The sequence below is a fragment of the Mycobacterium sp. 852002-50816_SCH5313054-b genome, assembly GCF_001667185.1.
Classification (GTDB): Bacteria; Actinomycetota; Actinomycetes; order Mycobacteriales; family Mycobacteriaceae; genus Mycobacterium.
Genome location: NZ_LZIC01000059.1, coordinates 1 through 26,177, shown reverse-complemented (window position 1 = coordinate 26,177; position 26,177 = coordinate 1). Strand labels below are relative to the sequence as shown.

Here is a 26,177-nt window from a genome sequence, read left to right as displayed (position 1 = left end):
GCGCTCGGATCAGGCCGCGTCGAGGATCGCCTTGTCGGACCGCCACCGGTACACAGCGGGTGCGCAACCGTGCATCTGAGCGAGGTCGACGGCGTCCAGCATCGCCTGCAGCGGGCCGGGCTTGCGCAATTGGTGCGCGGCCACCGCCACCCGCACGATGCCGCCGCGGCGCGCGATCCGCTCCGCGGACAGCACCACCATCCGGCACCACCACGGTTCGGTCAGGAAGCCCTCGCCGATGCCCAGCACCCGGCTGCGGTCGGTGCGGTGCCGGACCAGGTCGGTGATCCCATGCAGATCGGCGAGCAGCCGGAAGCCGTTCTGCGGCAACGCCTTGACCACGCCCGGTGACACCACCCAACCCGGCGCCGCGAACAACCGGGTGCGCAGGCCGAGGTGCTCGAGCACTCGATCGGCGCCCATCAGCCGCAGGTTGGCCTCGTGGGCGCGCAGCACCGCGAATTCGCCGCGACGCTTCTTGGTGGCGGGGTCGTCGTAACCGTGCAGCACGATGGCGTCGCCACCGGCCCGCCGGGCGGTCAGCCAGTCGACGGTGCGCGGGTCCCGGTCCAGCCGGTAGTCACCCTTGAGCCGGGGAGCAACCAGCAATGAAACCGGAATCTTGCGGGCGTCCATTTGGGCACAGAACGCCCGGGCGTCGTCCAGGGTGCGTTCGCCGACCCCCGACACCGAGACGATCAATTTTCCAGACACACCCGCAGTTTGACGATTCCAGGTGTCGGGACGGTGAAGGACACGCAGACAGCAGGCGTATATCGGCCCAGGTCGGCGCTGTCCGGAAGCCGCGAAAAGGGCCGCGTGGATGCGCCGGAACGCGCCCCGCAGCGCCCGCCCGCACGCCCGGTCAGCAAACGCGTCCCGGCGCCGAGGCGCACGATCGATTCGATATGCTAAGCAACGCCATGGACAAGGCCCGATCAGCAGCGGCCGACACCGCGCCGCCAACCGCTTCTACGCCGCCGCCGGGCGCCCATGTCTTCCCCGACAAACTGGACGCGAGGCTGTTGCGGATCTCCGGGGTGTGCCTGCTGGCCACCGTGATGGCGATCCTGGACGTCACGGTCGTCGCCGTCGCGCAACGCACGTTCATCGATCAATTCGGGTCGAGCCAGGCCATCGTCGCGTGGACCATGACCGGCTACACCCTGGCCTTGGCGTCGGTGATTCCGTTGACGGGGTGGGCGGCCGACCGGTTCGGCACCAAACGGTTGTTCATGGGATCGGTGGTGGCGTTCGCCCTCGGTTCGCTGCTGTGCGCGTTGGCGTCAACGATTGTGCAGCTCATCGTGTTTCGAGTGGTGCAGGGCATCGGCGGCGGCATGCTGATGCCGCTGGGATTCATGATCATGACCCGCGAAGCGGGCCCCGCGCGCCTCGGCCGCCTGATGTCCATCCTGAGCATCCCCATGCTGCTCGCCCCGATCGGAGGGCCCATCCTGGGCGGCTGGCTCATCGACACCTCCAGCTGGAGATGGATTTTCCTGATCAACCTGCCGATCGGGGTGTTAACGCTGGTGCTGGCCGCGATCGTGTTCCCCAGCGATCAAGCGGCGCGGTCGGAAACGTTCGATGTCGTCGGCGGACTGCTGCTGTCGCCGGGGCTGGCGACGTTCCTGTTCGCGGTGTCGTCCGTCCCGCGCTGCGGGACCGTGGCCGATCGTCGCGTCTTGCTCCCGGCCGCCGTCGGCCTGGCGCTGATTGCCGCGTTCGTCGTCCACGCGCGGCGCCGTGCCGACCATCCCCTCATCGATCTGCGGCTGTTCCAGAACAAGGTGATCACCCAGGCCAACGTGACGATGATGCTGTTCGCCACCGCCTTTTTCGGCGCGGGCTTGCTGCTGCCGAGCTACTTCCAGCAGGTACTGCACCAGACGCCCATGCAGGCCGGCGTCCACATGATCCCGCAGGGACTGGGAGCCATGCTGACCATGCGGCTGACCGGGCCGCTGGTGGACAGGCAGGGACCGGGCAAGATCGTGCTGGTCGGCATCGCGTTGATCATTGCCGGCCTGGGCACCTTCGCCCTCGGGGTGGCCAGGCAGACCCCGTACCTGCCCACGCTGCTGGTCGGGCTGGCGATCATGGGGCTGGGCATGGGCTGCACCATGATGCCGCTGTCCGTCGCGTCGGTGCAGGCGCTGTCCCCGCACCAGATCGCCCGCGGCACAACGCTGATGAGCGTCAGCCATCAGGTGGGCGGTTCCATGGGAACCGCGTTGATGTCGGTGGTCCTCACCAACCAGTTCAACCACAGCGAGAACATCGCCACGGCACGTAAACTCGCGACGCTCCAGCAGAAAGCGGCCGCCACCGGCGTGCCGGTCGACCCGTCCGCCGTGCCCCCGCAGGCGCTGGCCCCAGGCTTCTCGGGCAGTGTGCTGCACGACCTTTCGCACGCCTACACGCTGGTATTCGTGATCGCGGTGGTGTTGGTGACGTTCACCATCATCCCGGCGGCGTTCCTACCGAAGCAGCCCGCGATTCAAACGGCCCACGACTAGCGCCACTCACCCTTCGAACAGCATCGTTGCGATCCGCGCGACGGCGTCCATCGGGTCGGCCTGCCTGACGTTGGCGTTGACCGCGTCGTTGAGCCACAGCGTCGAGAACCCGTGCACCAGTGACCACGCCGCCAGTTGAGCGCCCGCGGGGTCGGCCAGCGCGCTGGGGTCCCGCAGGGTCGCGACGCCGCGGGATAGCTCGGACCCGGCGGCGGCCTCGGCCGCGGCCAGTTCGCTGTCGGCGGCGTCCAGCAGCGACTTGTTGAACATCACCTGATAGTGGCCGGGGTGCTCGAGGGCGAACCGCACGTAGGCGAGGGCCGCGTCGGTGAAGCGGCCGCGAGCGTTCGCCAGCGCCTCGGCCAGTAGCTGGAATCCCTGGGTCGCCAGCGCGGTGAACAAGCCCCGCCGATCGGTGAAGTGGTGGGCCGGCGCGGCGTGCGAAACTCCCGCGCTGCGGGCCAACTCGCGCAACGAGACCCCATCCGCGCCTCGTTCGGCCACCAGGCGCCCCGCCTCGGCGAGGATCACCGCGCGCAGATCGCCGTGGTGGTAGCGGTTCACGCCGCCAGCATACCGGCCAAACTTGACAGTGACTAGATAGGTGCTATCTTCGAGTGCTAGAATCTTGTCACTGTCTAGATTGGAATGTCACATGGCCCCGTTGATCACGCTGCTCCTGAGCACCGTCGCCGCCCGCAGCATCGGCTGGCTCGGCGTCGCCTACGTCAACAACTGGACCGCCGCGATCGCTGTGGGGCTGGCGGCGATGTTCCTGCTGACCGGCTTTTCGCACTTCGCGCCGCCGCTGCGGCGGGATCTCATCGCGATCGTGCCGCCCCGGCTGCCCGCTCCCGGCTACCTGGTCACGCTCACCGGCCTGCTGGAGCTGCTGGGCGCGGTGGGCCTGTTGGTTCCCGCGACCCGGGTGGCGGCGGCCGTCTGCCTCGCGGTGCTGATGCTGGCGATGTTCCCGGCCAACATCTATGCGTCCCGGATGCCCGCTCCGCCCAAGTCGATGACGACGCGGCTACCCCTGCGGACGGCCATCCAGACCGTCTTCCTGGCCGCCGCCATAGCGGTCGCGGTCGGCAGCGGCTAGCAGCCACGCGTACTGGAAAGCGGTTTCCTGCCAGGCTTTGTAACGACCGCTGACACCACCGTGTCCCGCGTTCATCTGCGTCTTCAACAAGACCGGATTCCCGTCGGTGTTGGCATGTCGCAGCGCCGCAACCCACTTGGCCGGCTCCACGTAGTAGACGCGGGTGTCGTTCAGGGACGTCATCGCCAGGATGGCCGGGTACCTCTTGGCCTCGACATTCTCGTAGGGCGAATACGATTTCATGTACGAGTAGACATCGCTGTCGCTCAACGGGTTTCCCCACTCGTCCCACTCGGTGACGGTCAGTGGCAAGGACGGGTCGAGGATGGTGGTCAGCGGGTCGACGAAGGGGACCTGCGCGAGGATGCCGGCGAAGAGATCCGGTGCCAGGTTGGCCACCGCGCCCATCAGGAGGCCGCCGGCGCTGCCGCCCAGCGCGACCAGCTGGTGCGGCCGGGTCAGCCCCGAGTCCACCAAATGCCTTGCCACCGCGACGAAGTCGGTGAAGGTGTTCTTCTTTTCCAGCAGCTTGCCGTGCTCATACCACAGCCGGCCCATCTCGCCACCGCCCCGCACGTGGGCGATGACGAAGACCATGCCGCGGTCCAGCAGCGACAACCGGGCGATCGAAAAGCTCGGGTCGGTGCACAGCTCATAGGCGCCGTAACCGTACAGCAGTGTGGGCGCGGGGAATTCGACGTCGGCACGATGCACGATCGACACGGGGATCTTGGTGCCGTCGTCCGCCTGCGCCCAGTCGCGCCGTTCGATGTAGTCGGCGGGACGGTAGCCGCCCAGGACGGGTTGCTCGCGCAGCAGCGTCCGCTCACCGGTGGCGAGGTTGATGTCGTAGATCTGTGCCGGGGTGACCAAAGATCCGGCCCTGATCCGCAGCTTGGGTGAATCCCAGTTCGGATTGCCGCCCAACCCGCACGACATCAGCTCGGAGTCGAACGAGATTTCCTCGGGCTCACCGTAAGCCCCACCAGATTCGATGGGCCACAACTGGACCCGCGGCAACGCCGCACGCCGGTAGCTCACCACCAGCTGACCGGCGAAGGCGTCCACGGCATCGAGCCGGACATCGTCGCGGTGCGGGATCAGGGTGCGCTGCCGCGTCGGATCGCTGACCGGGGCCTCGGTGAGCGTGAAGTTCACCGCCCCGTCGTTGTGCAGGATCAGGAATCGGTCTTCCCCGCCGACCACGGCGTGCTCGGCCGAATACTCGATTCCTTCACGTCGTGGCAGCACGACGGTGAAGGTCGCGTCCGGATCGGCGGCGTCGGCGTAGCGCATCTCGGTGGTGATGGACGACCCCGACGCGATGAACACGTACTTCTCGCTTCGGGTAAGCCCCACCCCGAGCCAAAACCGTTCGTCGGCTTCGTGATACACCAGCTCCGAGTCCTCTTGGGAGCCGAGCCGGTACCGCCAGACCTTGTCGGGCCGGTGGGCGGCGTCCAGGGTCAGGTAATACACAGTGCGGTGATCGCCAGCCCAGGTCGCTCCCGCGGAGATGTCCGCGATCTCGTCGGGATACAGCTCCCCGGTGCGTAAGTCCTTGAACCGCAGCGTATAGCGTTCGTCGCCGACGGTGTCGACCGAGTAGGCGAGCAGGTTCCCGTCCAGGCTGACCATCGCGGCGCCCAGTGCGAAGAATTCGTGGCCCTCGGCCTCCGCGTTCGAGTCGAGCAGGACCTGCTCGCCGGGGACGTCGGTGTCCTCGTCGAGGATCGGCGGGTCCCAGTCATCGGGATCGGCGACGGGGCAACGGCACTGGACGCGGTACTGCTTGCCTTCGAAGGTGCGGGCGTAGTACCACCAGTCACCCTGCCGGGTCGGTACCGACAGGTCGGTCTCCTTGGTACGCGACTTGATCTCGTCGAAGATCTTCTGCCGCAACGGTTCCAGGTGGGCTGTCATCCGGTCGACGTAGTCGTTCTCGGCCTCCAGGTAGCCGATGACCTCAGGGTCGGCCTTGTCGCGCAGCCATTCGTACGGGTCCGTGAAGACGTCGCCGTGGTGTTCGCGCCGGGTCTCGACCCGCTTCGCGACCGGTGGCACCAGCGCGTCCTGCGAGGCGTCCGTCATGCGCCCGGGCCGATCCAGTCGCCGAAGCTCAAGCCCGAAATGCGTTCGTAGGCCTCGATATAGCGGCTGCGGGTGGCGTCGATGATGTCGTCTGGCAGCGGTGGCGGGGGTTGCGAGCCGTGCCGGTCCCAGCCGGACTCGGGGCTGGTCAACCAGTTGCGGACGAACTGCTTGTCGAAACTGGTCTGCACCACACCCGCCCGGTAGTCCTGGGCCGGCCAGTACCGCGAGGAATCCGGCGTGAAGATCTCGTCGGCCAGCAGCAGGTTGCCGTCGGGATCGGTGCCGAACTCGAACTTGGTGTCCGCGATGATGATTCCCCTCCTCAGGGCGTGGTCGGCGGCCTGAACATAGATCTGCAGCGTCCGGTCACGCAGCTGGTTGGCGCGCACCGCACCGACCATCTCGATCACCCGGGCGAACGAGATGTTCTCGTCGTGGTCGCCCAGCGCCGCTTTCGTCGCCGGAGTGAACACCGGCGTGGCGAACCTGCTGGCCTCCACCAGACCCGGCGGCAGCGGGATGCCGCAGACCTTGCCGGTCGCCTGGTAGTCCAGCAGCCCCGACCCGGTCAGGTACCCGCGGGCCACACATTCCACCGGAAGCATTTCCAACCGCCGCACCACCAGCGCGCGGCCAAGCACCTCGTCGGGGATGCGCGGATCGTCGGGCGGCCCGGCCAGGTGGTTGGGAGCCTCGACGAGGCCGAAGAAGAACACGCTCATCGCGGTCAGGATTCGGCCCTTGTCCGGGATCGTGCTGTCCAGGACGTAGTCGTACGCGGAGATCCGGTCGGTCGCCACCAGCAGCAGGTGCTCGCCGCCGACGCGGTAGATCTCGCGGACCTTGCCGCTGGCCACATGCTCGTAGTCGGACAGTGCTGGGCGCATCGGGTCAGCCTATCGGGCGGCCCTGTGCTGGGATCGAGGCTATGACGTCGCTGCCATTGCGGATTCTGCCCTACGCCACCACGCCCGGCCGGCTGGCCGCCCAACTGTTCAGCGATCTCGCGATCTTCCTATGGTCGGTGATCTGGCTGTTCGTCGGCACGGCCGTCTACGACGCCATTTCGACGATCGCCGAGGCCGGCCGGCAGGTCGAGATCGGCGCCAACGGCATCGCCGGCAACCTGGCGTCCGCGGGCCAAGGTGCGCAGCACATTCCGGTGGTCGGGGACGCGGTCAGCAAGCCCCTCGTCTCGGCCAGCGCGGCGGCTCTCGACATCGCGGGGGCCGGACACAGCCTCGACACCACGGCGGGCTGGCTGGCGGTGCTGCTGTCGCTGGCCGTCGTTGCGGTACCGCTGCTCATCGTGGTCATCCCGTGGCTGTTCCTGCGGCTTCGGTTCTTCCGGCGCAAATGGACCGTCACCGGTCTGGCCGGGACCCCGGCGGGAGAACAGCTGCTGGCGCTGCGGGCCCTGACGAACCGGCCGCCGCGCAAGCTGGCCGCGATCAGCGCGGATCCTGTCGGCGGGTGGCGCGACGAGGATCCCGCCACCATCCGGGCGCTGGCCGCCCTGGAGCTACGGGCGGCCGGGATCGCGCTGCGAGCGGGCTGACGCCAGGGCGCTCCGCAGGCGCAGCAGCCCCGCGACCACAACAATCAGCCACGCGGCCAACGCATCCCAGAAGAAGACCAGCGAAACGGTCAGCAGCGCATTCTGGTGGATCTGAGCGACCATCGCATAGCTGGCGGCCGAATACATGCCCAACGGAAACACCAGCGCCCACCACACCCCGGCGAAGGCCAGGATGGTGGGGCGCTGGCCGATCCGGCGCAGGCCCAAGTGCATCAGCGGCGGTATCCAGAGAGTGGCCGCGACCCAGGTCACGACGGCAATCGCCAGCACCGGCCCGCCCAGCCACGCTGGAGCCAGGTCGTGGATGTGGTCGCCGGCCAACGTCGCGATGGCCAACCCGCCCATCAAGATCCAGCTGTCGGGCTCGAAGCCGTCACGATCCTGACGCTCACTCACCGCGCGCCACAGAATCAGCCAGGTCATCAACACGTAGATGCACAGCGCCGCTACCCAGACCGGCACCGCCACCCAAAGCCACCAGCGCTCCTGCCGCGCGGCCATCGCCGCCACGATCGCCAGTCCCGAGGTGCCCACGCTGGCCAGTTCCCACGCACCATGTGCGCGGTCCCGCAACGCCGCCCAGGGGCGGGCCGACATGTTGCGGGCGGTGAGCGCGAGCAAGGCCAGCCAGGCCGTCAGCGCAACCACACCAAGGACTTGTAAGACGATTCGGTGGGACGCCAGCCGGCTGTCCAGCACCGCGCACGCGGCCACAAAGGTGAACAGTCGCAGGGTGACATCGGGATCCCGCAAATCCCACGGCGCGAGTGCCCTCGTCACGACGACCAGCACGATGAGGGCCAGCAGACTGAGAGTCGCCAGTACGCCCAATATCTCGCTGATGGCCTGGTAACCGTGATCGCGCGCGGCGATCGACAAGATTCCGGTCGCCATCACCGCGGCGAACGCATCGGGTGGCGGCTCCAGATCGGCGAGCCGGATCGTCACGGCCCCTCGATCAGCTCCACGACCAGGTGCCGGATGCCGGTGTGGCGATTGCTGCGGGTCCATTCGACGGGCCGCGCGATCCGCACGGCGGTAAAGCGCGTCAGCAGCTCCTCGAACAGCACCCGCAGTTCCAGCCGGGCCAGGTTGGCGCCCAGGCAATAGTGCACACCCTGACCGAAGCCCAAGTGCGGGTTGGGTTTCCGGGCGATATCAAAGTCGTCGGGGCGGTCGAACACGTCGGCGTCCCGGTTGGCGGAACCCTCCCAAATCTGGACCTTCTGCCCTGCCCGAATCGACTGTCCGCCCAGGACGATGTCGCGCGTGGCGGTGCGGCGCTTCGACGGCGACGGCGACGTCCAGCGCACCATCTCCTCGACCGCCGTCGGCAGCAGGGTCAAATCCGAACGCAGCGCACGCAATTGGTTCGGATGCTCGGCCAGGGCCAGGAGCCCGCCGGCGACCGCGTTGCGCGTCGTCTCCGCACCGGCGCTGAACAGCAGGCTGAAGAACAGGTACAACTCCAGATCGGACAGGGCCGGCGCCTTCGCGTCGTCGACCGTGGCGTTCGCGACGACCGACAACATGTCATCGGTCGGGTTGGCCCGCTTCGACGCGATCAGCTCCTGGCCATACGCGTACATCCGGGACCCGGCCTCTTCGACCGACGTTCGCGGCGAGAGCTGCGATAGTGTGGCCTTGCGCGACCCCCCGAAGTCGAACTGCGGCTCGATGGCCTGGAACAGCCAATGCCGTTCGGATTCCGGCACTCCCAGCAGGATGCAGATCATCTGCATCGGCAGTTCGGCGGCGATGTCGACCAGGAAGTCGAACGGCTCGCCCGGCACCGCCGCGTCCAGCAGCCGGCGGGCCCGGGACCGCAGATCGTCCTCGACGAGTCCGATCATCCGCGGCGTCAGCCCGGAGCTGACGAGGCGCCGGATCTGCGAGTGCCGCGGGTCGTCCATCATGTTGAGCACCTGGCCCGCGATGGCCAGGTCCTGCAACAGCGTGCCGCCGAACGGACGCTCGCCGCCGGTGACCGAGGAGAAGGTCACCGGATCTTTCAGCACCGCAAGCGTTTCCGCGTAGGTGGCGACTGACCAGAAGCCCTCGCCGTCGGGGGTGTTGTCGGTCGGTGAGTGCCAGTACACCGGCGCCTCGCGCCGATGGACGGCGAACAGGTCGTGCGGAAATCCGTTGGCGAAATTGTCCAGATCGGTGAAGTCGATCCCCGAAAGCGCGGCGGCGAGCGTCACAGGATCGCACCCGGGGTGTATTTCGCCGCGTCCGGGTAGCGGCTCACCAGCGCGTCCACCATCGCGGCCACTTCGTCCACCTGGTCACCGGCCGCCCCGGTGAACGACTTCTTGTCGGCCAGCGCCGCGTCCAGCGCCGCCCGGTCCAGCGGCAGCCGCTCGTCGGCGGCCAACCGCTCGAGCAGGTCGGGCTCGGCGCCGCGTTCCCGCATGGCCAGCGCCGTCGCGACCGCGTGTTCGGAGATCACGTGATGCGCCGCCTCGCGACCCATGTCGGCGCGCACCGCGGCGATCAGCACCTTGGTGGTGGCCAGGAACGGCAGGTAGCGGTCCAGCTCGCGGGTGATCACCGCCGGGTAGGCACCGAACTCGTCGAGCACCGTCAGGAACGTCTCGATCTGCCCGTCGATGGCAAAGAAGCTGTCCGGCAACGCGACTCGGCGCACCACGGAGCAGAACACGTCGCCCTCGTTCCACTGCGCGCCGGCCAGCTCGGCGGCCATCGAGGCGTAGCCGCGCAGCACCACCTGCAGGCCGTTGACCCGTTCGCAACTGCGGGTGTTCATCTTGTGCGGCATCGCCGACGAACCCACCTGCCCCGGCGCGAAACCCTCGGTGACGAGTTCGTGCCCGGCCATCAGCCGGATGGTGTGGGCCATCGACGACGGCCCGGCGCCGAGCTGCACCAGCGCCGAGATCACGTCGTGGTCCAGCGAGCGCGGGTACACCTGGCCGACGCTGGTCAAAACCGTTGCGAAGCCCAAAAAATCGGCGATGCGTCGCTCGAGTTCGGACAACTTGGCGACGTCGCCGTCCAGTAGGTCCAGCATGTCCTGTGCGGTGCCCATCGGGCCCTTGATCCCCCGCAGCGGATAGCGGTCGATCAGCTCCCCCAACCTGGTCAACGCGATCAGCGTCTCCTGGGCCGCCGAGGCGAACCGCTTGCCCAACGTGGTGGCCTGCGCGGCGACGTTGTGGCTGCGTCCGGCCATCACCAGATCGCGATAGGACACCGCGCGCTCGACGAGCCGCGCGACGACCGCAATGCCGTGGGAGAAAACCAGTTCCAGCGACCGCCGGATCTGCAGTTGCTCCACGTTCTCGGTGAGGTCGCGGCTGGTCATTCCCTTGTGCACATGCTCGTGACCGGCGAGCGCGTTGAATTCCTCGATGCGGGCCTTGACGTCGTGGCGCAGCGCCCGTTCGCGGTTCGCGATCGAGGCCAGGTCGACGTCGTCGAGCACCCGTTCGTAATCGGCGACCGCATCGGGGGGAACGTCCACTCCCAGCTCGGCCTGGGCCCGCAACACGGCCAGCCACAGCCGCCGCTCCGCGACGACCTTGGCCTCCGGCGACCAAATCGCGACCATTTCCGCGCTGGCGTACCGGGCGGCCAGGACGTTCGGAATGCTCACAAGCACACAGCTTACGGTTCGCCCGGCGCCGCCAAAGTGCGACTGGCAACGCATCCGCCGAGTGGCGACGCCGGTAACTGCACTCTCGCGGCACAATGTGGCGGTGTACTTCGCCGGCGTTGACCTGGCGTGGGCCGGTCGCAACCCCACCGGCGTCGCGGTGGTCGACGACGGCGGCCGCCTGGTGCACGTGTGCGCCGTGCGCGATGACGCGGCGGTGCTGGCCGCCCTGTCGCCCTACGTTCGCGACGAGTGCCTCGTCGCCTTCGACGCGCCGCTGGTGGTGACCAACCCGACCGGCCAGCGGCCCGCCGAGGCGGCCCTCAACCGGGACTTCCGCCGGTTCGAGGCCGGCGCGCACCCCTGCAACACCGGAAAACCCGAATTCGCCGACGGCCCCCGCGGGGGCCGGCTGGCCGCGGCGCTGGGCCTCGACCTGGATCCGCGATCACCGGCCGGCCGCCGCGCCATCGAGGTCTACCCGCATGCGGCAACCGTCGCGCTGTTTCGATTGGAGCGGACGCTGAAATACAAGGCGAAGCCCGGCCGCACCGTCGATGGGCTCAAGTCCCAGCTCTTGCTGCTGATGGACGGCGTCGAAAAGCTCGCCGATGCCGCGGTCCCGCTGCGGGTCGCGGGCCACGACGGCTGGGCGGAGCTGCGCCGGCAGGTCGTCACGGTGCAACGCAAGAGCGAGCTGCGCCGCGCCGAAGATCCGGTCGATGCCGTCGTCTGCGCCTATGTGGCGCTGTACGCCCAGCGCTGCCCGGCCGCCGTCACGATCTATGGCGACTTCGCCACCGGATACATCGTGACGCCGTCGCCGTACCGGCCCTAGCGGTTCAGATCTGCACCGGCCGCGGGTCGATGGGCGCAAGCACGTCGATGAGCTCGACCACCGTGCCCAACGCGGCCGCCGCGGGGTCCCCGCCCTCGACCAGCGCGGAGACCACGCAACCGTCGACCGCGCAGATCAGCGTGCAGACCAGCTCGATCCGCACGGATCGGCCGGATCGTTCGAGGGCCTCGGCGACGGCCTCGGCGCGCTGGCGCAGGCTGCGACGCATCGTCTCGCGCAAGGCGGGCAACCGGGTGCAGGCGATGTGCCGCTCGTAACGGGAGATCAGCTGCTCGGTGAGCGCCGGATCCGACAGGTCCCCCACCAGCAGGTCGACCAGCACCTCGGCGGTGGTCTCCGGTCCGCGGCGCCGCCGGGACAACGCGTTGACCCGCGACCGCAGCTGGGCAATCTCGATCATCCCGATGTGTTCGACGGCTCGCGCGATCAAATCGTCCAGCGACGAGAAGTAGTAGGTGGTCGAGGCCAGCGGCAGGCCCGCCCGCCGGGCGACCGCCCGGTGGCGCACCGCTTCGAACCCGCCCTCGGCAAGCAGCTCGGCGGCGGCGCTCACGAGCGCATACCGTCGACGTTCTCCCTTTGGAGTAACTGCTGCAGTCACGAGTAGCCATGGTGCCAGCAAAAGTGGTACTCCATTGCCATTTTGGCCAAACGGCCGTGGCATGATGGCCCGCATGCCCGAGTTGAGCCGTCGCGCCCTGCTCGGTCTCGGCGCCAGCGCGGCCGTCGGCGCCGCCGGCGCGTACGCCCTCGACATCCTGTTAGAGCCCCGAACATCTCACGCCGCGCCGGTGTCGGCGGCCAACACCCAGGCGCCCTTAGCTCCGCCCCCCAGCGTGCCCCTTGAACCGGCGGCACCGGCCTCGCCTGCACCGACCATGGTGACGGGCTCCTTCGTTTCGGCGGCGCGTGGCGGCATCAACACCAACTGGGCGATCGCCCGTCCGCCGGGGCAGACCAAGGCGCTGCGACCGGTGATCGCGCTGCACGGGAAGGGCAGCGATGCGGCCACCGTGATGGCCGGCGGCGTCGAGCAGGGGCTGGCCCAGGCCGTCAATGCCGGACTGCCGCCGTTCGCGGTGGTCGCCGTCGACGGTGGCGGCGGTTATTGGCACAAGCGGGTGTCGGGCGAGGACGCCGGGGCCATGGTGCTGAACGAGCTGATCCCGATGCTGGGCGGCCAGGACCTGGACACCTCGCGGGTCGCGTTCCTGGGCTGGTCGATGGGCGGCTACGGCGCGCTGCTGCTGGGCGGGCGGCTCGGGCCCGCGCGCACCGCCGCGATCTGCGCGGTGAGCCCGGCGCTGTGGATGTCGTCCGGGGCGGCCGCGCCCGGCGCGTTCGACGGACCGGACGACTTCGCGGCGAACTCGGTGTTCGGAATGCCGGCGCTGGCCTCGATACCGATCCGGGTGGATTGCGGCGACAGCGACCCGTTCTACGGAGCGACGAAACAGTTCATCGCGCAACTGCCCAACCCGCCCGCGGGCGGGTTCTCGCCCGGCGGGCACAACCCGGAGTTCTGGAGCTCGCAACTGCCGGCCGAGCTGACGTGGCTGGCGCCGCTGCTGACCGCCTAGGCCTAGGGCCGCGAGCGTAACCACACTGCGAAAAATCGGGCCGAAAATCGCAGCAGCGTTACGCTCGCGGAGGTGACCACACCGTTCGGTTGGAGCTTCCCCTATGCCTGGCCGCGAAAGCCCGTCTTGGCGGCCAACGCCGTGTGCACCTCGCAGCCCCTTGCCGCCCAGGCGGGTCTGCGCATGCTCGCCGAGGGGGGCAGCGCCGTGGACGCGGCGATCGCCACCGCCATCACCCTGACCGTGGTCGAGCCGGTCTCCAACGGCATCGGGTCGGACGCATTCGCCATCGTCTGGGACGGCCGGCGCCTGCACGGCCTGAACGCCTCCGGCCGCTCCCCCGCGGCCTGGACGCCGGAGTATTTCGGCGGCAACGCCGTTCCCGCGCTCGGCTGGAACTCGGTGACCGTACCCGGCGCGGTGTCGGCGTGGGCGGAGCTGCACGCCAAGTTCGGCAAGCTCTCGTTCGAGAGGCTGTTCGAGCCCGCTATCTCATACGGCCGCAACGGCTTTCTGGTGTCGCCGACCGTCGCGGAGCAATGGGCCGCCCAGGTGCCGCTGTTCGGAGACCAGCCGGGCTTCGCCGAGGCGTTCCTGCCCGGCGGGCGCGCGCCGAAACCCGGTGAAACCTTCAGGTTTCCCGCTCACGCGGCCACGCTCGAGCGGATCGCCGCGACCAACGGGGAGGCGTTCTACCGCGGCGACGTGGCCGCCAAACTCGAGGCGCACGCGCTGGCCAATGGCGGGGCGATGCGCGCCGGCGACCTCGCCGCGCACCGCGCCGATTGGGTGGGCACGATCGATGCGGCCTACCGCGAGTACACGGTGCACGAGATACCGCCCAACGGTCAGGGGATCGTGGCACTCATCGCGCTGGGGATCCTGGAACACTTCGACATGTCCTCGTGGCCGGCCGATTCGGCCGACAGCGTGCACCTGCAGATCGAGGCCGTGAAGCTGGCATTCGCCGACGCGCAGGCCCACGTCGCCGACATCGATCACATGGCGCTGGCTCCGGATCACCTGCTGGACAAGGAATACCTGCGGCAGCGCGCCGCACTGATCGATCGGACCCGGGCCAGGCCGGCGTCCGCGGGCACACCGCGCGGGGGCACCGTCTATCTGACCGCGGCCGACGCCGCCGGGGCCATGGTGTCGATGATCCAGTCCAACTACATGGGCTTCGGCTCCGGCGTGGTGGTGCCGGGCACCGGAGTGTCGCTGCAGAATCGAGGCGCGGATTTCGCTGTGGCCGAGGGACATCCGAACCGGGTCGGGCCCGGCAAGCGCCCCTACCACACCATCATCCCGGGGTTCGTCACCAAGGACGGGGCCCCGGTGATGAGCTTCGGGGTGATGGGCGGCACGATGCAGCCGCAGGGGCATGTCCAGGTGATGGTCCGCATCGCCGACCACGGGCAGAATCCGCAGGCGGCGTGCGACGGACCGCGGTTCCGGTGGGTGCAGGGCACGCAGGTCAGCTGCGAACGGGGTTTCCCGGGGTCGACGCTCGACGAACTCCGGCGGCGCGGCCACGATTTGGTAGCCGTGGACGACTACAACCAATTCGGCAGCTGCCAGGCGATCTGGCGCCTCGACGACGGGTACCTGGCGGTGAGCGATCCACGCCGCGACGGGCAAGCCGCAGGCTTTTAGACGCTGACCTTGCCCTCCGCCGCGGCGAGGGCGATGTCGCTGCGGAAGTGGCTGCCGGGCAATCGAATCGAACTCAGGATGTCGTACGCGTTCGCGCGGGCAGCGGACAGGTCCGCCCCGGTGCCCACCACGGACAGCACGCGGCCGCCCGACGAGACGATCGCCCCGTCGTCGCGCCGCGCGGTTCCGGCGTGCAGCACGCCGTCGGCTTCCGCGCCGACGACGACGTCTCCGACCCGCGGTCGTCCGGGATAGTTTTCGGCCGCCAACACCACCGTCACCGCGGCACCTTCGCTCCAGCGCAACCCACCGAAATCGGCCAGCGTGCCGGTGCTCGCGGCATAGAGCAACTGGCCAAGCGGCGACTCGAGCAGGGCCAACACGGCCTGCGTCTCGGGATCACCGAAGCGGCAATTGAATTCGACCACGGCGGGCCCCTTCGCGGTGATCGCCAGACCGACGTAGAGCAAGCCGCTGAACGGGCATCCGCGCTGAACCAGTTCGGCCGCAACCGGTTGGACGATCCGGCTGACGATTTCCCGGTACACCTCCTCGGGCAGCCACGTGAGCGGCGCGTAGGCACCCATGCCGCCGGTGTTGGGCCCGGTGTCGCCGTCGCCGACCCGCTTGAAGTCCTGCGCCGGTAGCAACGGCACCACGGTGGCGCCGTCGACGACGCAGAACAATGACACCTCGGGGCCGTCGAGGAAAGACTCCAGCAGCACCGGGTGACCCGCCTCGAGCAGGCTGGCGGCGTGGGCGCGCGCCACGTCGCGATCGGGGGTCACCACCACGCCCTTGCCGGCGGCCAGGGCGTCGTCCTTCACCACCCACGCCGGGTCACCGGCCGGCGGGCCGAAGCGGTCCAGGGCCGCGTCCAAACGTGCCGGGCTGTCGACGATTTCGCTCGCGGCGGTTCGCACGCCAGCCGCGGCCATGACGTCTTTGGCGAACGCCTTGGAGCCCTCGATGCGGGCGGCGTCCTTGCCGGGCCCGAAGCAGACGATCCCCGCGGCGCGCACGGCGTCGGCCACGCCTAACACCAGCGGCACCTCGGGTCCGATGACCACGAGGTCGGCCCGGACCTCGCGCGCCAACGCGACCACCGCTTCGCCCGAGGCGATGTCGACGTCGTGCTGCTCGGCCAGGCGGGCGGTGCCGGCGTTGCCCGGAGCGATGGCCAGCCCCGTGACCTGCGGATCCTTGCGGAACGCCAGCAGCAACGCATGCTCACGGGCACCGGAGCCGATCACCAGGACGCGCACGACACGTCAGACTAGCTCAGGCGTTCAGACGATTCGCTCCAGCAGGCTTTTCAGCTCTTTCTGCTGCGCGGCGGTGAGACGCCCGAGACGCTTGTTGAATTCTTCCGACAGCAGCGCGAGGCCGGCGGCGGCGACTTTGCGCCCGGCCGGGGTGAGCAGAAGTCGATGTCGCCGCAGATCGGCGGGGTCGATTTCACGACGCACAAACCCCGCGGCTTCAAGCCGCTTGAGGTAGACCGTCACCGTCGCCTTGGGCATGCTGAGCGTCGCCGCCAATTCGGCGGGGTAGGGATGCTCGTCGATCTCGGCGAGCAGGAACAGCTCCTTGGACTCGAGCCCGAGCGCGCTGATATCGGCCTCGGCGCAAGCGATGACCGAAACCAACACCCGGTAGTTCAACGACCAGACCTTGGCCGCATCGACCGCTGACATCGACTTGCGAGGTCGTTCAGTCGTGAACTAGTTTAGAATGGAACAAACGCATAATCGAACAATCTACCAGAAAGCGGCCGCTATGCCTCTGGACCAATATGTGACACTCGGACGCTCCGGCTTGCGCGTCAGTCCCCTGTGCCTGGGTGCGATGACGTTCGGCGAAGACCTCGGCTGGGGCACCAGTGTGGAAGAGTCCCAACAGATCATCGATCGATACACCGAACTCGGCGGCAACTTCATCGACACCGCAAACTTCTACACCAGGAGCCACTCCGAGAAGATCATCGGTGACCACCTCGGGCGCCACCCGGCGCGCCGCGACCGCTTGGTGATCGCGACCAAATTCAGCGGCAACCTCTATCCGGGAGATCCGAACGGTGGCGGCTCGGGCCGCAAATCGTTGGTAAACGCGTGCGAAAACTCGTTGCGGCGCCTGCAGACCGACTACATCGACCTGTACTGGCTGCATATGTGGGACGCGAACACCCCGATCGAGGAGACGATGGCGGCGCTCGACGACCTCGTTCGGGCGGGCAAGGTGCGCTACATCGGCGTTTCGGACGTCCCGGCGTGGAAGATCGCCGAAGCCAACCTGATCGCACGCTTCCGCGGCTGGTCGGCGTTCGTCGGGTTGCAGATCGAGTACTCGCTGCTGGAACGCGACGTCGAACAGGAGCTCGTTCCCATGGCCGCCGAATTCGGCCTCGGCATCACACCGTGGTCGCCACTGAAGGGCGGCGTGCTCAGCGGAAAGTACACCCGCGCCGATGCGGGCCGGCACAACGCCGACCGCGGCGCGATGGTCAACGCGTTCCTCAACGACAAGACCTACGCGCTGATCGACGAACTCGAGAACATCGCCAAGGCCCACCAGAAGACCGTCGCCAGTGTCGCGCTGGCCTGGGTACACGCGCAGGCAGCCGTCTCGTCCGTCATCATCGGGGCGCGCAGGCTCTCGCAATTGGACGACAACGTCCGCGCCGTCGAGGTGAGCCTCAGCGCCGACGAACTGGCCCGGCTCGACGCGCTGACCAAGCCGAAATCCCGGTTCCCGCACAACATGCTGGAAATGGCGCCGGGCATCATCAACGGCGGGACAACGGTCAACGGCGTCTCGGCGCCGATCTCGGAATACGTGATGCCAGAAGGCGTTCGGCCTTACTGAGGTCAGTCCTCACCGCGAGCAGACGCAGAATCGCACAATTCCGACTGGAAGCGTGCGATTTTGCGTCTGCTCGGCGGGTCAGCCCTTGTCGCCCCTGTGCACCTTCACTGCGTCGTTGACGTTCGCCTTCTTGTCCTCGCCGGCGCCCTTGGCCGCGGCCTTCTTGCGCTTCGCGACGACGGCGTCGACGGCGCCGTTGAGCGCCGAACCCAGCGGGAACCCGAGATAGTGGGTGAGGAAGACCGCCATCTCCTTCAGCTCGGTCTCGGTGAGTTCCCCGTTGAGCAGTGCGGCGTTGATCTGGATCTCGGCCAGGTCGCGATTGCCGATCGCGGTCACCGCCGTCAGCGTCATGATGCGCTTGTCGCGCATCGACAATCCCGGTCGTGTCCAGATGCTGCCGAAGAGGTGATCGACGGTCAGGTCGAAGTAGGCGTCGCCCTCGATGTTGGGCATCTCCCAGCCGTAGACCTCGTTCATCTTCTCAAGGCCCTTGCGGCGCAGCTCGTCCATTTACGTCTCTTTCTCTGTGTGTGGCACACCAAGGCCGGCGGCCAGCCCCTCGTACGCCAGCTTGGCCAGCGGCAGGTCGACCGATAACGCCTCGCCCAAACCCAGCGCCAGACTCAGGTCCTTCTCCCCCAGACCGCGGGCGTGCGCGAAGGGCTGGTACAGAAAGTGTTCAGGCTGAAGATTTTTCATATCGTCGCGCACCATGATCGCGCCCGGGCCGCTGGTGAGCGCGTCGGTGTGGCGCACCACCCGACCCAGCGCCTGCAGATCGAGCCCGGCCGCCTCGGCCAGCTTCATGGCCTCGCACGCCGCCGCATACGACGTGAACGTCAACATGTTGCGGGCCAGCTTCATTCGCGTCCCCGCGCCGGGCTCCCCGGCGTGGACGACCATCGCCGCCCAGTGTTTGAAGGCCGGCTTGATTCGCTCGTAGACCTCGCGCTCGGCGCCCACCATGGTGGCCAGCTCACCCTTCGCGGCGGCGGCCGCGCCACCGCTCACCGGTGCGTCCACGATGTGAATGCCGCGCGGTTTCAGCTCGCGGGCCAGTTCGACGGCGGTGGTATCACTGATCGTCGAGTGGATCGCGATCACCGTGCCCGGCTTGGCGTGCGCCGCCACTTCGCCAACCACGGCGCGCACCTGGGCATCGTCGAGGACGGTGACGTGGATGATGTCCGCGGCGGCAACGTCGGCGAGGCTGTCGGCCAGGCCGGCGCCCTTCTCGGCCAGCGGCGTCATCGCCTCGGTCCGGATGTCGTAAACCGTCACCCCACCAGGCCATTCCGTCATCTTCGTGGCCATCGGGGCGCCCATGTTGCCCAGGCCGATGTACCCGAGCTTCAGATCTTCTGCCATTGGCGCCGCTCCTCCTCATCGCTCCGCTCTGCATCGTCGCCGGCGCGACTCATGATCGAATTATCTGCCCGCCGTCGACGTTGAACACCTGCCCGGTGATCCACGACGCCTCATCGGACAACAGGAACAGGCACATCCCGACGACGTCGTCGGGAGTTCCCATGCGCGACAGGGGAAGACCCTTGACGATGTCGGCGACCATCTCCTGCGGCGTGGTCGTCCGATTGGCCTCGGTGTCGATGGGCCCGGGCGCGATCGCGTTGATCCGGATGTTCTGGCCCCCCAGTTCGCGGGACAGCTGTTGCGTCAGGCCGTTGATGCCGACCTTGGCCAGGCCGTAAAAGTTCGAGTACAGCCACGCGGCGGTGGACGACTGGTTGACGATCGCCCCCCCGCCGCGCTTGGCCATTTTCTTGTACACCGCGCGGGTGCACCACAGCGCGCCGTCGAGGTTCACGCTCATGAACTTCTTGTAGTACTCGGGGTCGACCGTGAGCAGGAAATCCAGCTTCATGCCACCGAATATCGCGGCGTTGTTGACCAGGTAGTCGATGCCGCCGAACTCGGCCAGAGTGCGGTCGGCCATCGCCTTGGCCGACGCCGGGTCGGACACGTCGACCGGGACCGCCAGCGCCGTGCCGCCGTCGGCGACGATCTGCTTGGCCACGCCCTCGGCGGCCTCGGCCTTGATGTCGGCCACGACGACCGCCGCGCCTTCGCGGGCCAGCGCCTCGGCGTACGCCTGTCCGATGCCACCACCCGAACCGGTGACGATGGCGACCTTGTTCTCAAACCGCATGCTCTCGAACTCCTCTAGTTAACCGCTGTCGCAATGGTCTTGATTTCCAAGTACTCCTCGAAACCGGCCAGACCCATCTCTCGACCGTTTCCGGACTGCTTGTAACCGCCGAATGGGGCATCGGCCGAATACCACACCCCGCCATTGACATTGATCGTGCCCGCACGGACGCGCGCGGCCACCCTCGCCGCTCGCTGCGGGTCAGCGCCGAACACGGTGCCCGACAAGCCGTATGGCGAGTCGTTGGCAATGCGAACGGCGTCGTCGTCACCGTCGTGGGGAATCACGGTCAGGACCGGGCCGAAGATCTCCTCGCGCGCGCAGCGGGCGTCGTTGCCCAGCCCCGCGATCACGGTGGGCTCGATGAAGAAACCGACGTCACGGTCGGCCGGTCGCCCGCCACCGCACGCGAACGCCCCGCCCTCGGCGATGGCCGAGTCGAGGTAGCCCTGTATCCGATCACGCTGGCGCGCCGAAATCACCGGCCCGCAGATGGTTCCGGGGTCGGTGGGATCACCGGCCTTGATGCCGCCCATCGTGGCGGCCGCGATGGAGACGGCTTCGTCGTACCGCGCCCGCGGCACCACCAGCCGGGTGGTGATTGCGCATCCCTGCCCGGCGTGCATGCAGACCGAGAACCCCGCCATGCCCACCGCCCCGGCCAGGTCGGCGTCGTCGAGGACGATGAACGCCGACTTGCCGCCCAACTCGAGGAAGACCTTCTTGATGGTGGCCGCGCCGTCGGCCATCACGCTGCGACCGGTGGCGGTCGACCCGGTGAACGAAACCATGTCCACCCGAGGGTCTTTGGCCAACAGCGCTCCCACGCTGTGGTCGCTGGACGTAACAATGTTGATCACACCTGGCGGAAAGTCGGTGTGCTCGGCGATGAGTTCGCCGAGCACGGCGGCGCACCACGGGGTGTCGGGCGCTGGCTTCAGGACGACGGTGTTCCCGGCGGCCAGCGCCGGTCCGATCTTGGCGAGGTTGATCTGGTGGGGGAAGTTCCATGGGGTGATGGCGCCGACAACACCGACGGCCTCGCGGGCGATGGTGCGCCGGGTGCGGATGCCCATCGGCGAAGCCTCGCCGAGATCCTGGTTGTATTCGTATGATTCGGCCGTGTCGGCCGCGAACGCGAGGTCGTTGACCGGGACTTCCAGCTGGGCGATGCTGGTGAGCATTCGCGGCGCACCGACTTCGGCGATGGTCAGGTCGCGCAGCTCTTCGAGGTGCTGCTGCATCGCCTCGCGGAGCTGGCGCACGCACCGCACCCGCAGCTCGGTGTTGCGGGACCAGTCCGTGTCGTCGAAAGCCCGCCGCGCGGCATCGATGGCTCGACCCATGTCGTCGGCGTCGGCGTCGGCGGCAACTCCGAGCACTTCCTCGGTCGCCGGATTGATCGTCGGAAACGTGCCGGCGTTGCCCGGCGACAGCTTCCCGTCAATGAACAGTGCGCTCGCGCCGTCGGCCAACAAGGCCATCTTCCGCTCCCGTCTGTGCGCGGCTCAATCAAGCACGCCAATTGAGTGGACACTTGTCCGATATAGTCGCATCGAACCATAGTCGTCCGGCCGCCGGAGGTGCAAGAGCGGATCTCGTCGGCCACCCCGATGATCAGCAAAGTACGCATTTAAGCTGCATTTTTGCGGGCCGGGCTTGCTTCGCGGCGCACGCATCCGATAGCTTGGACATGTGTCCAGCGATGCACTGGTTACGATCGCATCCCACGCCGACCGTCAGACCGGAGCGACTTTGCGCAACCGCCGCCAGGAGGAGACCTTCCGCAAGGTCCTCGCGGCCGGCATCGAAACCCTGCGCGAGAAGTCCTATGCCGACCTGACGGTGCGCGCGGTGGCGGCCCGCGCAAAAGTGGCCCCGGCGACCGCGTACACCTACTTCTCGTCGAAGAACCATCTGATCGCGGAGGTCTACCTCGACCTGGTGCGGCAGGTGCCCTACTTCACCGACGTGAACGACCCCATGCCCACCCGCGTGGACAAGGTCTTGCGCCATCTGGCCCTGGTGGTCGCCGACGAACCCGAGGTCGGCGCGGCCTGCACGGCGGCGCTGCTGGGGGGCGGCACCGATCCCGCCGTCTGCGCCGCACGCGACCGGATTGGCGCGGAAATCCATCGCCGCATCGCCTCGGCGATCGGTCCAGGCGCCGACTCCGCCACCGTATCCGCGCTCGAGATGGCGTTTTTCGGCGCGCTGGTGCAGGCCGCCAGCGGGCAGCTCACCTACCGCGAGATCGCCGACCGCCTCGTCGACGTGGCGGGGCTCATCTTGGGCGCCGCCAGCGAGGAGACAGGTAGTTAGATGACCGTGCACGTCGGCGACCACGAGCTGGTCCTGGATCCCTACGACTACGACTTCCATGAGGATCCGTACCCGTACTACAGGCGGCTGCGCGATGAGGCGCCGCTGTATCGCAACGACGAGCTGAAGTTCTGGGCGCTGTCGCGGCACCGGGATGTGCTGCAAGGCTTCCGCAACAGCACGACGCTGTCCAACAAGTACGGCGTCTCGCTGGATCCGGCGTCGCGCGGCCCGCACGCGTCCAAGACGATGTCCTTCCTGGCGATGGACGATCCCAGCCATCTGCGGCTGCGGACCCTGGTCTCGAAAGGGTTCACCCCCAGGCGGATCCGGGAGCTGGAGCCCCGTGTCACCGAGATCGCGACCCGGCACCTGGACACCATGCTGGCGAAGGCGAAAGACGGCACCGTCGACTACGTCGACGAGTTCGCCGGGAAGCTGCCCATGGACGTCATCTCCGAGCTGATGGGCGTCCCCGAGCCGGACCGGGTCCAGGTCCGCGCCTGGGCCGACGGCGTGATGCACCGCGATGAGGGTGTCACCGACGTGCCACCGGAGGCCGTCGAGGCCTCCATCAACCTGATCGTCTACTACCAGGGGATGGTGGCCGAGCGGCGCACGAGGCCGACGGACGACCTGACGTCGGCGCTGCTGGAGGCCGAGATCGACGGCGACCGGCTCACCGACGACGAAGTGCTCGGCTTCATGTTCCTGATGGTGATCGCCGGCAACGAGACCACCACCAAACTGCTTGCGAATGCGGCGTTTTGGGGGCACCGAAACCCGGATCAGCTGACCCCGGTCTACGCCGATCTGTCCCGGGTGCCCTTGTGGGTCGAGGAGACCCTGCGCTACGACACCTCGAGCCAGATCCTGGCCCGCACCGTGGCCGGCGAACTCACCCTCTACGACACCACCATTCCCGAGGGCGACGTTCTGCTGTTGCTGCCCGGTTCGGGCCATCGCGACGAGCGGGTCTTCGACAACCCGGACGACTATGTGATCGGGCGCGAAATCGGGCCCAAGTTATTGAGTTTCGGTAGCGGCGCACACTTCTGCCTGGGCGCGCATCTGGCGCGCATGGAGGCCCGGGTCGCGCTGACCGAGTTGTTCAAGCGAATCCGCGGATATCAGGTGGACGAGGCCAGCGCCGTCCGCGTCCACTCCAGCAATGTCCGCGGATTCGCTCACCTACCCATGACCGTGGAGGTCCGCTGAATGCCCCGCTTTGACCCCCTGCCCGAGCGCCGGCCGGCGATCGTGGCCGGCGCCTCGTCCGGCATCGGCGAGGCCACCGCCATCGAACTCGCGGCGCACGGCTTCCCGGTCGCGCTGGGCGCCCGACGGGTCGAGAAGCTCAACGACATCGTCGGCAAGATCAACGCCGAAGGCGGTGAGGCGGTCGGATTCCACCTGGACGTCACCGACCCTAACTCGGTGAAATCCTTTGTCGCACAGTCGGTCGACGCGCTCGGTGACATCGAGGTGCTGGTGGCCGGCGCTGGCGACACCTACTTCGGCAAGCTCGCCGAGATCACCACGGACGAGTTCGAGTCGCAGCTGCAGATCCACCTCGTCGGCGCCAACCGGCTCGCCGCAGCGGTGCTGCCCAGCATGCTCGACCGGCAGCGCGGCGATCTGATCTTCGTCGGCTCCGATGTGGCCCTGCGCCAGCGGCCGCACATGGGCGCCTACGGCGCGGCCAAGGCCGCGCTCGTCGCGATGGTGACCAACTTCCAGATGGAGCTCGAGGGCACCGGCGTCCGCGCCTCGATCGTGCACCCCGGCCCCACGAAGACGTCGATGGGCTGGAGCCTGCCGGCCGAGAAGATCGGCCCCGCGCTCGAAGACTGGGCCAAGTGGGGCCAGGCCCGCCACGACTACTTCCTGCGCGCGGCGGATCTGGCGCGGGCCATCACGTTCGTCGCCGAGACCCCGCGCGGTGGCTTCATCGCGAACATGGAGCTTCAGCCGGAAGCCCCGTTGGCCGACAAGAAGGGTCGCCAGAAGCTCGCGCTCGGCGAAGAGGGGATGCCGTCATGACTTCCACTGCCATCGTGCCGCGGGTTTCCGGCGGTGAAGAAGAGCACGGCCACCTGGAGGAGTTCCGGACGGACCCAATCGGTTTGATGCAGCGGGTCCGCGACGAATGCGGAGATGTCGGCTGGTTCCAGCTGGTCGACAAGCACGTGATCCTGTTGTCCGGCGCGGGCGCCAACGAATTCTTCTTCCGTTCCGCCGACGAGGACCTCGACCAGGCCGAGGCGTACCCGTTCATGACGCCGATCTTCGGTAAGGGCGTGGTGTTCGATGCCAGCCCCGAGCGGCGCAAGGAGATGCTGCACAACTCGGCGCTGCGGGGCGAACAGATGAAGGGCCACGCCGCCACCATCGAGGGCGAAGTCAAGAAGATGATCGCCGATTGGGGCGACGAGGGCGAGATCGAGCTGCTCGACTTCTTCGCCGAGCTGACCATCTACACCTCGACCGCCTGCCTGATCGGGCTGAAGTTTCGTGAGCAGCTCGACCACCGGTTCGCCGAGTACTACCACGAGCTCGAGCGCGGCACCGACCCGCTGTGCTACGTCGACCCCTATCTCCCGATCGAAAGCTTCAAGCGTCGTGATGAAGCACGGGTGAAGCTCGTTGCGGTGGTGCAGGAGATCATGGACCAGCGGCTGGCCAATCCGCCGAAGGACAAGGCCGACCGCGACATGCTCGACGTGCTGGTCTCGATCAAGGACGAGGACGGCACGCCGCGCTTCTCCGCCGACGAGGTCACCGGGATGTTCATCTCACTGATGTTCGCGGGGCACCACACCAGTTCGGGGACCTCGGCGTGGACGTTGATCGAGTTGATCCGCCACGCCAACATCTACGCCGAGGTGCTCGCCGAGCTCGAGGAGCTGTACGCCGACGGCCAGGCGGTGAGTTTCCATGCGCTGCGCTCGATTCCGAAGCTGGACAACGTGGTCAAGGAAACTTTGCGGCTGCACCCGCCGCTGATCATCCTGATGCGGGTCGCCAAGGGCGAGTTCGAGGTCGAGGGCTTCCCGATTCACGCCGGGGACTATGTGGCGGCGTCCCCGGCGATTTCGAACCGGATCCCCGAGGACTTTCCCGATCCGGACGCCTTCCATCCCGATCGCTACAACAAGCCCGAGCAGGCCGACATCGTCAACCGGTGGACCTGGATTCCGTTCGGCGCGGGGCGACACCGCTGTGTCGGGGCCGCTTTCGCCCAGATGCAGATCAAGGCCATCTTCTCGGTTCTGTTGCGCGAGTATGAGTTCGAGATGGCCCAGCCGGCCGACAGCTATCACAACGACCACTCCAAGATGGTCGTCCAACTCGCCCGGCCGGCGAGGGTGCGCTACCGCAAGCGGAAAGCCTGACCGGTCATGGGTTTTCGAGTCGAAGCGGATCTGGATTTGTGTCAGGGCCACGCCATGTGCGAACTAGAGGCACCGGACTACTTTCGGGTGCCCAAGCGAGGCAAGGTCGAGATCCTCGACCCCGAACCGTCCGAGGACGCCCGCGATGAGGTCGAACGCGCGGTCGCGATGTGCCCCACGCAAGCACTATTCATCAAAGAGAAAGAAGGCTGACTCATGAATTCCAAGGCGTCGCATTCACGCGCGGATCTCGAAGCATGGGTCGACCGCTGGCTGCAGGCCAACAAGGACTGCGAAAAGGCCGGTGACTGGAAGCCGCTGGCGGACTTCTACACCAGCGACGCCACCTACGGCTGGAACATCGGCCCCAAGGAAGACGTGATGTGCGTCGGCGTCGACGAGATCCGCGATATC

The 26,177-nt window shown here is 67.7% G+C and carries 26 protein-coding genes and 1 pseudogene; 13 read left to right on the top strand and 14 right to left on the bottom strand.

What is annotated here, in order from left to right; translation table 11 throughout:
• Window positions 1-9 precede the first annotated feature (9 nt).
• Entirely contained in the window at window positions 10-714 is a 705-nt protein-coding gene (locus A5787_RS12420; RefSeq protein WP_066966751.1) for a DUF2334 domain-containing protein, read from the bottom strand.
• Between the two features lie 209 nt (window positions 715-923).
• Between A5787_RS12420 and A5787_RS12415 the strand changes: the two genes are divergently transcribed.
• Window positions 924-2,522 (top strand): DHA2 family efflux MFS transporter permease subunit, encoded by a 1,599-nt coding sequence (locus A5787_RS12415; RefSeq protein ID WP_082977187.1) that lies wholly within the window; start codon window positions 924-926, stop codon window positions 2,520-2,522.
• Window positions 2,523-2,528: 6 nt separating this feature from the next.
• Here A5787_RS12415 and A5787_RS12410 read toward each other — a convergent pair whose 3' ends face one another.
• A complete protein-coding gene (locus tag A5787_RS12410) occupies window positions 2,529-3,086 on the bottom strand; it encodes a TetR/AcrR family transcriptional regulator (RefSeq protein ID WP_066966746.1) in 558 nt (185 codons plus the stop codon).
• A 91-nt stretch (window positions 3,087-3,177) separates the two neighbouring features.
• Between A5787_RS12410 and A5787_RS12405 the strand changes: the two genes are divergently transcribed.
• Window positions 3,178-3,624 (top strand): DoxX family protein, encoded by a 447-nt coding sequence (locus tag A5787_RS12405; RefSeq protein WP_066966743.1) that lies wholly within the window; start codon window positions 3,178-3,180, stop codon window positions 3,622-3,624.
• On the opposite strand, the gene A5787_RS12400 is transcribed toward A5787_RS12405, so the two are convergent.
• Together A5787_RS12400 and A5787_RS12395 are read right to left on the bottom strand one after the other, a co-directional pair.
• Window positions 3,553-5,715 (bottom strand): S9 family peptidase, encoded by a 2,163-nt coding sequence (locus A5787_RS12400; RefSeq protein WP_066966740.1) that lies wholly within the window; start codon window positions 5,713-5,715, stop codon window positions 3,553-3,555. The two genes, A5787_RS12405 and A5787_RS12400, sit on opposite strands and share 72 nt — an antisense overlap.
• On the bottom strand, window positions 5,712-6,605 hold the full coding sequence (locus tag A5787_RS12395; protein ID WP_066966737.1) for a phosphoribosylaminoimidazolesuccinocarboxamide synthase: 894 nt from the start codon (window positions 6,603-6,605) through the stop codon (window positions 5,712-5,714). The genes A5787_RS12400 and A5787_RS12395 overlap by 4 nt, the downstream gene beginning before the upstream one ends.
• Window positions 6,606-6,646: 41 nt before the next feature.
• Between A5787_RS12395 and A5787_RS12390 the strand changes: the two genes are divergently transcribed.
• On the top strand, window positions 6,647-7,276 hold the full coding sequence (locus A5787_RS12390) for a hypothetical protein (protein ID WP_066966734.1): 630 nt from the start codon (window positions 6,647-6,649) through the stop codon (window positions 7,274-7,276).
• On the opposite strand, the gene A5787_RS12385 is transcribed toward A5787_RS12390, so the two are convergent.
• Genes A5787_RS12385 through purB form a run of 3 tightly spaced genes read right to left on the bottom strand, consistent with a single transcriptional unit; the run spans window position 7,241 to window position 10,916 of the window.
• Entirely contained in the window at window positions 7,241-8,245 is a 1,005-nt protein-coding gene (locus A5787_RS12385) for a tellurite resistance/C4-dicarboxylate transporter family protein (protein WP_066966731.1), read from the bottom strand. The genes A5787_RS12390 and A5787_RS12385 overlap by 36 nt on opposite strands.
• Window positions 8,242-9,501: a cytochrome P450 gene (locus A5787_RS12380; protein WP_066966728.1), complete on the bottom strand. Its 1,260-nt coding sequence runs from the start codon at window positions 9,499-9,501 to the stop codon at window positions 8,242-8,244. The genes A5787_RS12385 and A5787_RS12380 overlap by 4 nt, the downstream gene beginning before the upstream one ends.
• Window positions 9,498-10,916, bottom strand: a complete 1,419-nt coding sequence (gene purB, locus A5787_RS12375; RefSeq protein ID WP_066966725.1) for an adenylosuccinate lyase — start codon at window positions 10,914-10,916, stop codon at window positions 9,498-9,500. The genes A5787_RS12380 and purB overlap by 4 nt, the downstream gene beginning before the upstream one ends.
• Window positions 10,917-11,019: 103 nt before the next feature.
• On the opposite strand from purB, the gene A5787_RS12370 reads away from it, so the two are divergent.
• Window positions 11,020-11,754, top strand: coding sequence for a DUF429 domain-containing protein (locus A5787_RS12370; protein WP_066966972.1), 735 nt, complete (start codon window positions 11,020-11,022; stop codon window positions 11,752-11,754).
• 4 nt (window positions 11,755-11,758) lie between these two features.
• Here the strand turns inward: A5787_RS12370 and A5787_RS12365 are convergent, their stop codons facing one another.
• Window positions 11,759-12,376: a TetR/AcrR family transcriptional regulator gene (locus A5787_RS12365; RefSeq protein WP_066966724.1), complete on the bottom strand. Its 618-nt coding sequence runs from the start codon at window positions 12,374-12,376 to the stop codon at window positions 11,759-11,761.
• Window positions 12,377-12,437: 61 nt separating this feature from the next.
• Between A5787_RS12365 and A5787_RS12360 the strand changes: the two genes are divergently transcribed.
• Together A5787_RS12360 and A5787_RS12355 are read left to right on the top strand one after the other, a co-directional pair.
• On the top strand, window positions 12,438-13,355 hold the full coding sequence (locus A5787_RS12360) for an esterase (RefSeq protein WP_066966721.1): 918 nt from the start codon (window positions 12,438-12,440) through the stop codon (window positions 13,353-13,355).
• 72 nt (window positions 13,356-13,427) lie between these two features.
• Window positions 13,428-15,011, top strand: a complete 1,584-nt coding sequence (locus A5787_RS12355) for a gamma-glutamyltransferase family protein (RefSeq protein WP_066966718.1) — start codon at window positions 13,428-13,430, stop codon at window positions 15,009-15,011.
• Here the strand turns inward: A5787_RS12355 and purD are convergent.
• The gene (gene purD / locus A5787_RS12350; RefSeq protein WP_066966715.1) at window positions 15,008-16,276 is read right to left on the bottom strand and encodes a phosphoribosylamine--glycine ligase; all 1,269 of its coding nucleotides are present in this window, start codon (window positions 16,274-16,276) and stop codon (window positions 15,008-15,010) included. The two genes, A5787_RS12355 and purD, sit on opposite strands and share 4 nt — an antisense overlap.
• A gap of 24 nt (window positions 16,277-16,300) precedes the next feature.
• Window positions 16,301-16,708: a MarR family winged helix-turn-helix transcriptional regulator gene (locus A5787_RS12345; RefSeq protein ID WP_066966712.1), complete on the bottom strand. Its 408-nt coding sequence runs from the start codon at window positions 16,706-16,708 to the stop codon at window positions 16,301-16,303.
• Window positions 16,709-16,790: 82 nt separating this feature from the next.
• Between A5787_RS12345 and A5787_RS12340 the strand changes: the two genes are divergently transcribed.
• Window positions 16,791-17,876 (top strand): aldo/keto reductase, encoded by a 1,086-nt coding sequence (locus tag A5787_RS12340; protein WP_066966710.1) that lies wholly within the window; start codon window positions 16,791-16,793, stop codon window positions 17,874-17,876.
• A gap of 78 nt (window positions 17,877-17,954) precedes the next feature.
• Here the strand turns inward: A5787_RS12340 and A5787_RS12335 are convergent, their stop codons facing one another.
• The 4 genes from A5787_RS12335 to A5787_RS12320 are packed head-to-tail and all read right to left on the bottom strand — an operon-like array spanning window position 17,955 to window position 21,530.
• A complete protein-coding gene (locus A5787_RS12335) occupies window positions 17,955-18,389 on the bottom strand; it encodes a carboxymuconolactone decarboxylase family protein (protein WP_066966706.1) in 435 nt (144 codons plus the stop codon).
• A complete protein-coding gene (locus A5787_RS12330) occupies window positions 18,390-19,247 on the bottom strand; it encodes an NAD(P)-dependent oxidoreductase (protein ID WP_066966703.1) in 858 nt (285 codons plus the stop codon).
• Between the two features lie 49 nt (window positions 19,248-19,296).
• Entirely contained in the window at window positions 19,297-20,046 is a 750-nt protein-coding gene (locus A5787_RS12325) for an SDR family oxidoreductase (RefSeq protein ID WP_066966700.1), read from the bottom strand.
• Window positions 20,047-20,060: 14 nt separating this feature from the next.
• The gene (locus tag A5787_RS12320) at window positions 20,061-21,530 is read right to left on the bottom strand and encodes an aldehyde dehydrogenase (RefSeq protein ID WP_066966697.1); all 1,470 of its coding nucleotides are present in this window, start codon (window positions 21,528-21,530) and stop codon (window positions 20,061-20,063) included.
• Window positions 21,531-21,741: 211 nt separating this feature from the next.
• Between A5787_RS12320 and A5787_RS12315 the strand changes: the two genes are divergently transcribed.
• The 6 genes and pseudogenes from A5787_RS12315 to A5787_RS12290 form a co-directional block, all read left to right on the top strand.
• Window positions 21,742-22,368, top strand: a complete 627-nt coding sequence (locus A5787_RS12315; protein ID WP_066966694.1) for a TetR/AcrR family transcriptional regulator — start codon at window positions 21,742-21,744, stop codon at window positions 22,366-22,368.
• Window positions 22,369-23,586 (top strand): cytochrome P450, encoded by a 1,218-nt coding sequence (locus A5787_RS12310; RefSeq protein ID WP_066966690.1) that lies wholly within the window; start codon window positions 22,369-22,371, stop codon window positions 23,584-23,586. It begins immediately after the preceding gene.
• Window positions 23,587-24,411 (top strand): SDR family oxidoreductase, encoded by an 825-nt coding sequence (locus A5787_RS12305; protein WP_066966687.1) that lies wholly within the window; start codon window positions 23,587-23,589, stop codon window positions 24,409-24,411. It abuts the gene before it with no gap.
• Complete coding sequence (locus A5787_RS12300) at window positions 24,408-25,763, top strand: cytochrome P450 (protein WP_066966685.1); 1,356 nt, start codon at window positions 24,408-24,410, stop codon at window positions 25,761-25,763. Before A5787_RS12305 ends, A5787_RS12300 begins: the two co-directional genes overlap by 4 nt.
• A 6-nt stretch (window positions 25,764-25,769) precedes the next feature.
• On the top strand, window positions 25,770-25,976 hold the full coding sequence (locus A5787_RS12295; RefSeq protein ID WP_066966682.1) for a ferredoxin: 207 nt from the start codon (window positions 25,770-25,772) through the stop codon (window positions 25,974-25,976).
• Window positions 25,977-25,979: 3 nt separating this feature from the next.
• Window positions 25,980-26,177, top strand: a pseudogene (locus A5787_RS12290) (nuclear transport factor 2 family protein); the annotation flags it as partial.

Coding starts and splice junctions, on each gene's coding strand:
- A5787_RS12415 (WP_082977187.1), top strand. CDS start 924: ATGGACAAGGCCCGATCAGCAGCGGCCGACACCGCGCCGCCAACCGCT.
- A5787_RS12405 (WP_066966743.1), top strand. CDS start 3,178: ATGGCCCCGTTGATCACGCTGCTCCTGAGCACCGTCGCCGCCCGCAGC.
- A5787_RS12400 (WP_066966740.1), bottom strand. CDS start 5,715: ATGACGGACGCCTCGCAGGACGCGCTGGTGCCACCGGTCGCGAAGCGG.
- A5787_RS12395 (WP_066966737.1), bottom strand. CDS start 6,605: ATGCGCCCAGCACTGTCCGACTACGAGCATGTGGCCAGCGGCAAGGTC.
- A5787_RS12390 (WP_066966734.1), top strand. CDS start 6,647: ATGACGTCGCTGCCATTGCGGATTCTGCCCTACGCCACCACGCCCGGC.
- A5787_RS12360 (WP_066966721.1), top strand. CDS start 12,438: ATGATGGCCCGCATGCCCGAGTTGAGCCGTCGCGCCCTGCTCGGTCTC.
- A5787_RS12345 (WP_066966712.1), bottom strand. CDS start 16,708: ATGTCAGCGGTCGATGCGGCCAAGGTCTGGTCGTTGAACTACCGGGTG.
- A5787_RS12340 (WP_066966710.1), top strand. CDS start 16,791: ATGCCTCTGGACCAATATGTGACACTCGGACGCTCCGGCTTGCGCGTC.
- A5787_RS12335 (WP_066966706.1), bottom strand. CDS start 18,389: ATGGACGAGCTGCGCCGCAAGGGCCTTGAGAAGATGAACGAGGTCTAC.
- A5787_RS12330 (WP_066966703.1), bottom strand. CDS start 19,247: ATGGCAGAAGATCTGAAGCTCGGGTACATCGGCCTGGGCAACATGGGC.
- A5787_RS12325 (WP_066966700.1), bottom strand. CDS start 20,046: ATGCGGTTTGAGAACAAGGTCGCCATCGTCACCGGTTCGGGTGGTGGC.
- A5787_RS12320 (WP_066966697.1), bottom strand. CDS start 21,530: ATGGCCTTGTTGGCCGACGGCGCGAGCGCACTGTTCATTGACGGGAAG.
- A5787_RS12310 (WP_066966690.1), top strand. CDS start 22,369: ATGACCGTGCACGTCGGCGACCACGAGCTGGTCCTGGATCCCTACGAC.
- A5787_RS12305 (WP_066966687.1), top strand. CDS start 23,587: ATGCCCCGCTTTGACCCCCTGCCCGAGCGCCGGCCGGCGATCGTGGCC.
- A5787_RS12300 (WP_066966685.1), top strand. CDS start 24,408: ATGACTTCCACTGCCATCGTGCCGCGGGTTTCCGGCGGTGAAGAAGAG.
- A5787_RS12295 (WP_066966682.1), top strand. CDS start 25,770: ATGGGTTTTCGAGTCGAAGCGGATCTGGATTTGTGTCAGGGCCACGCC.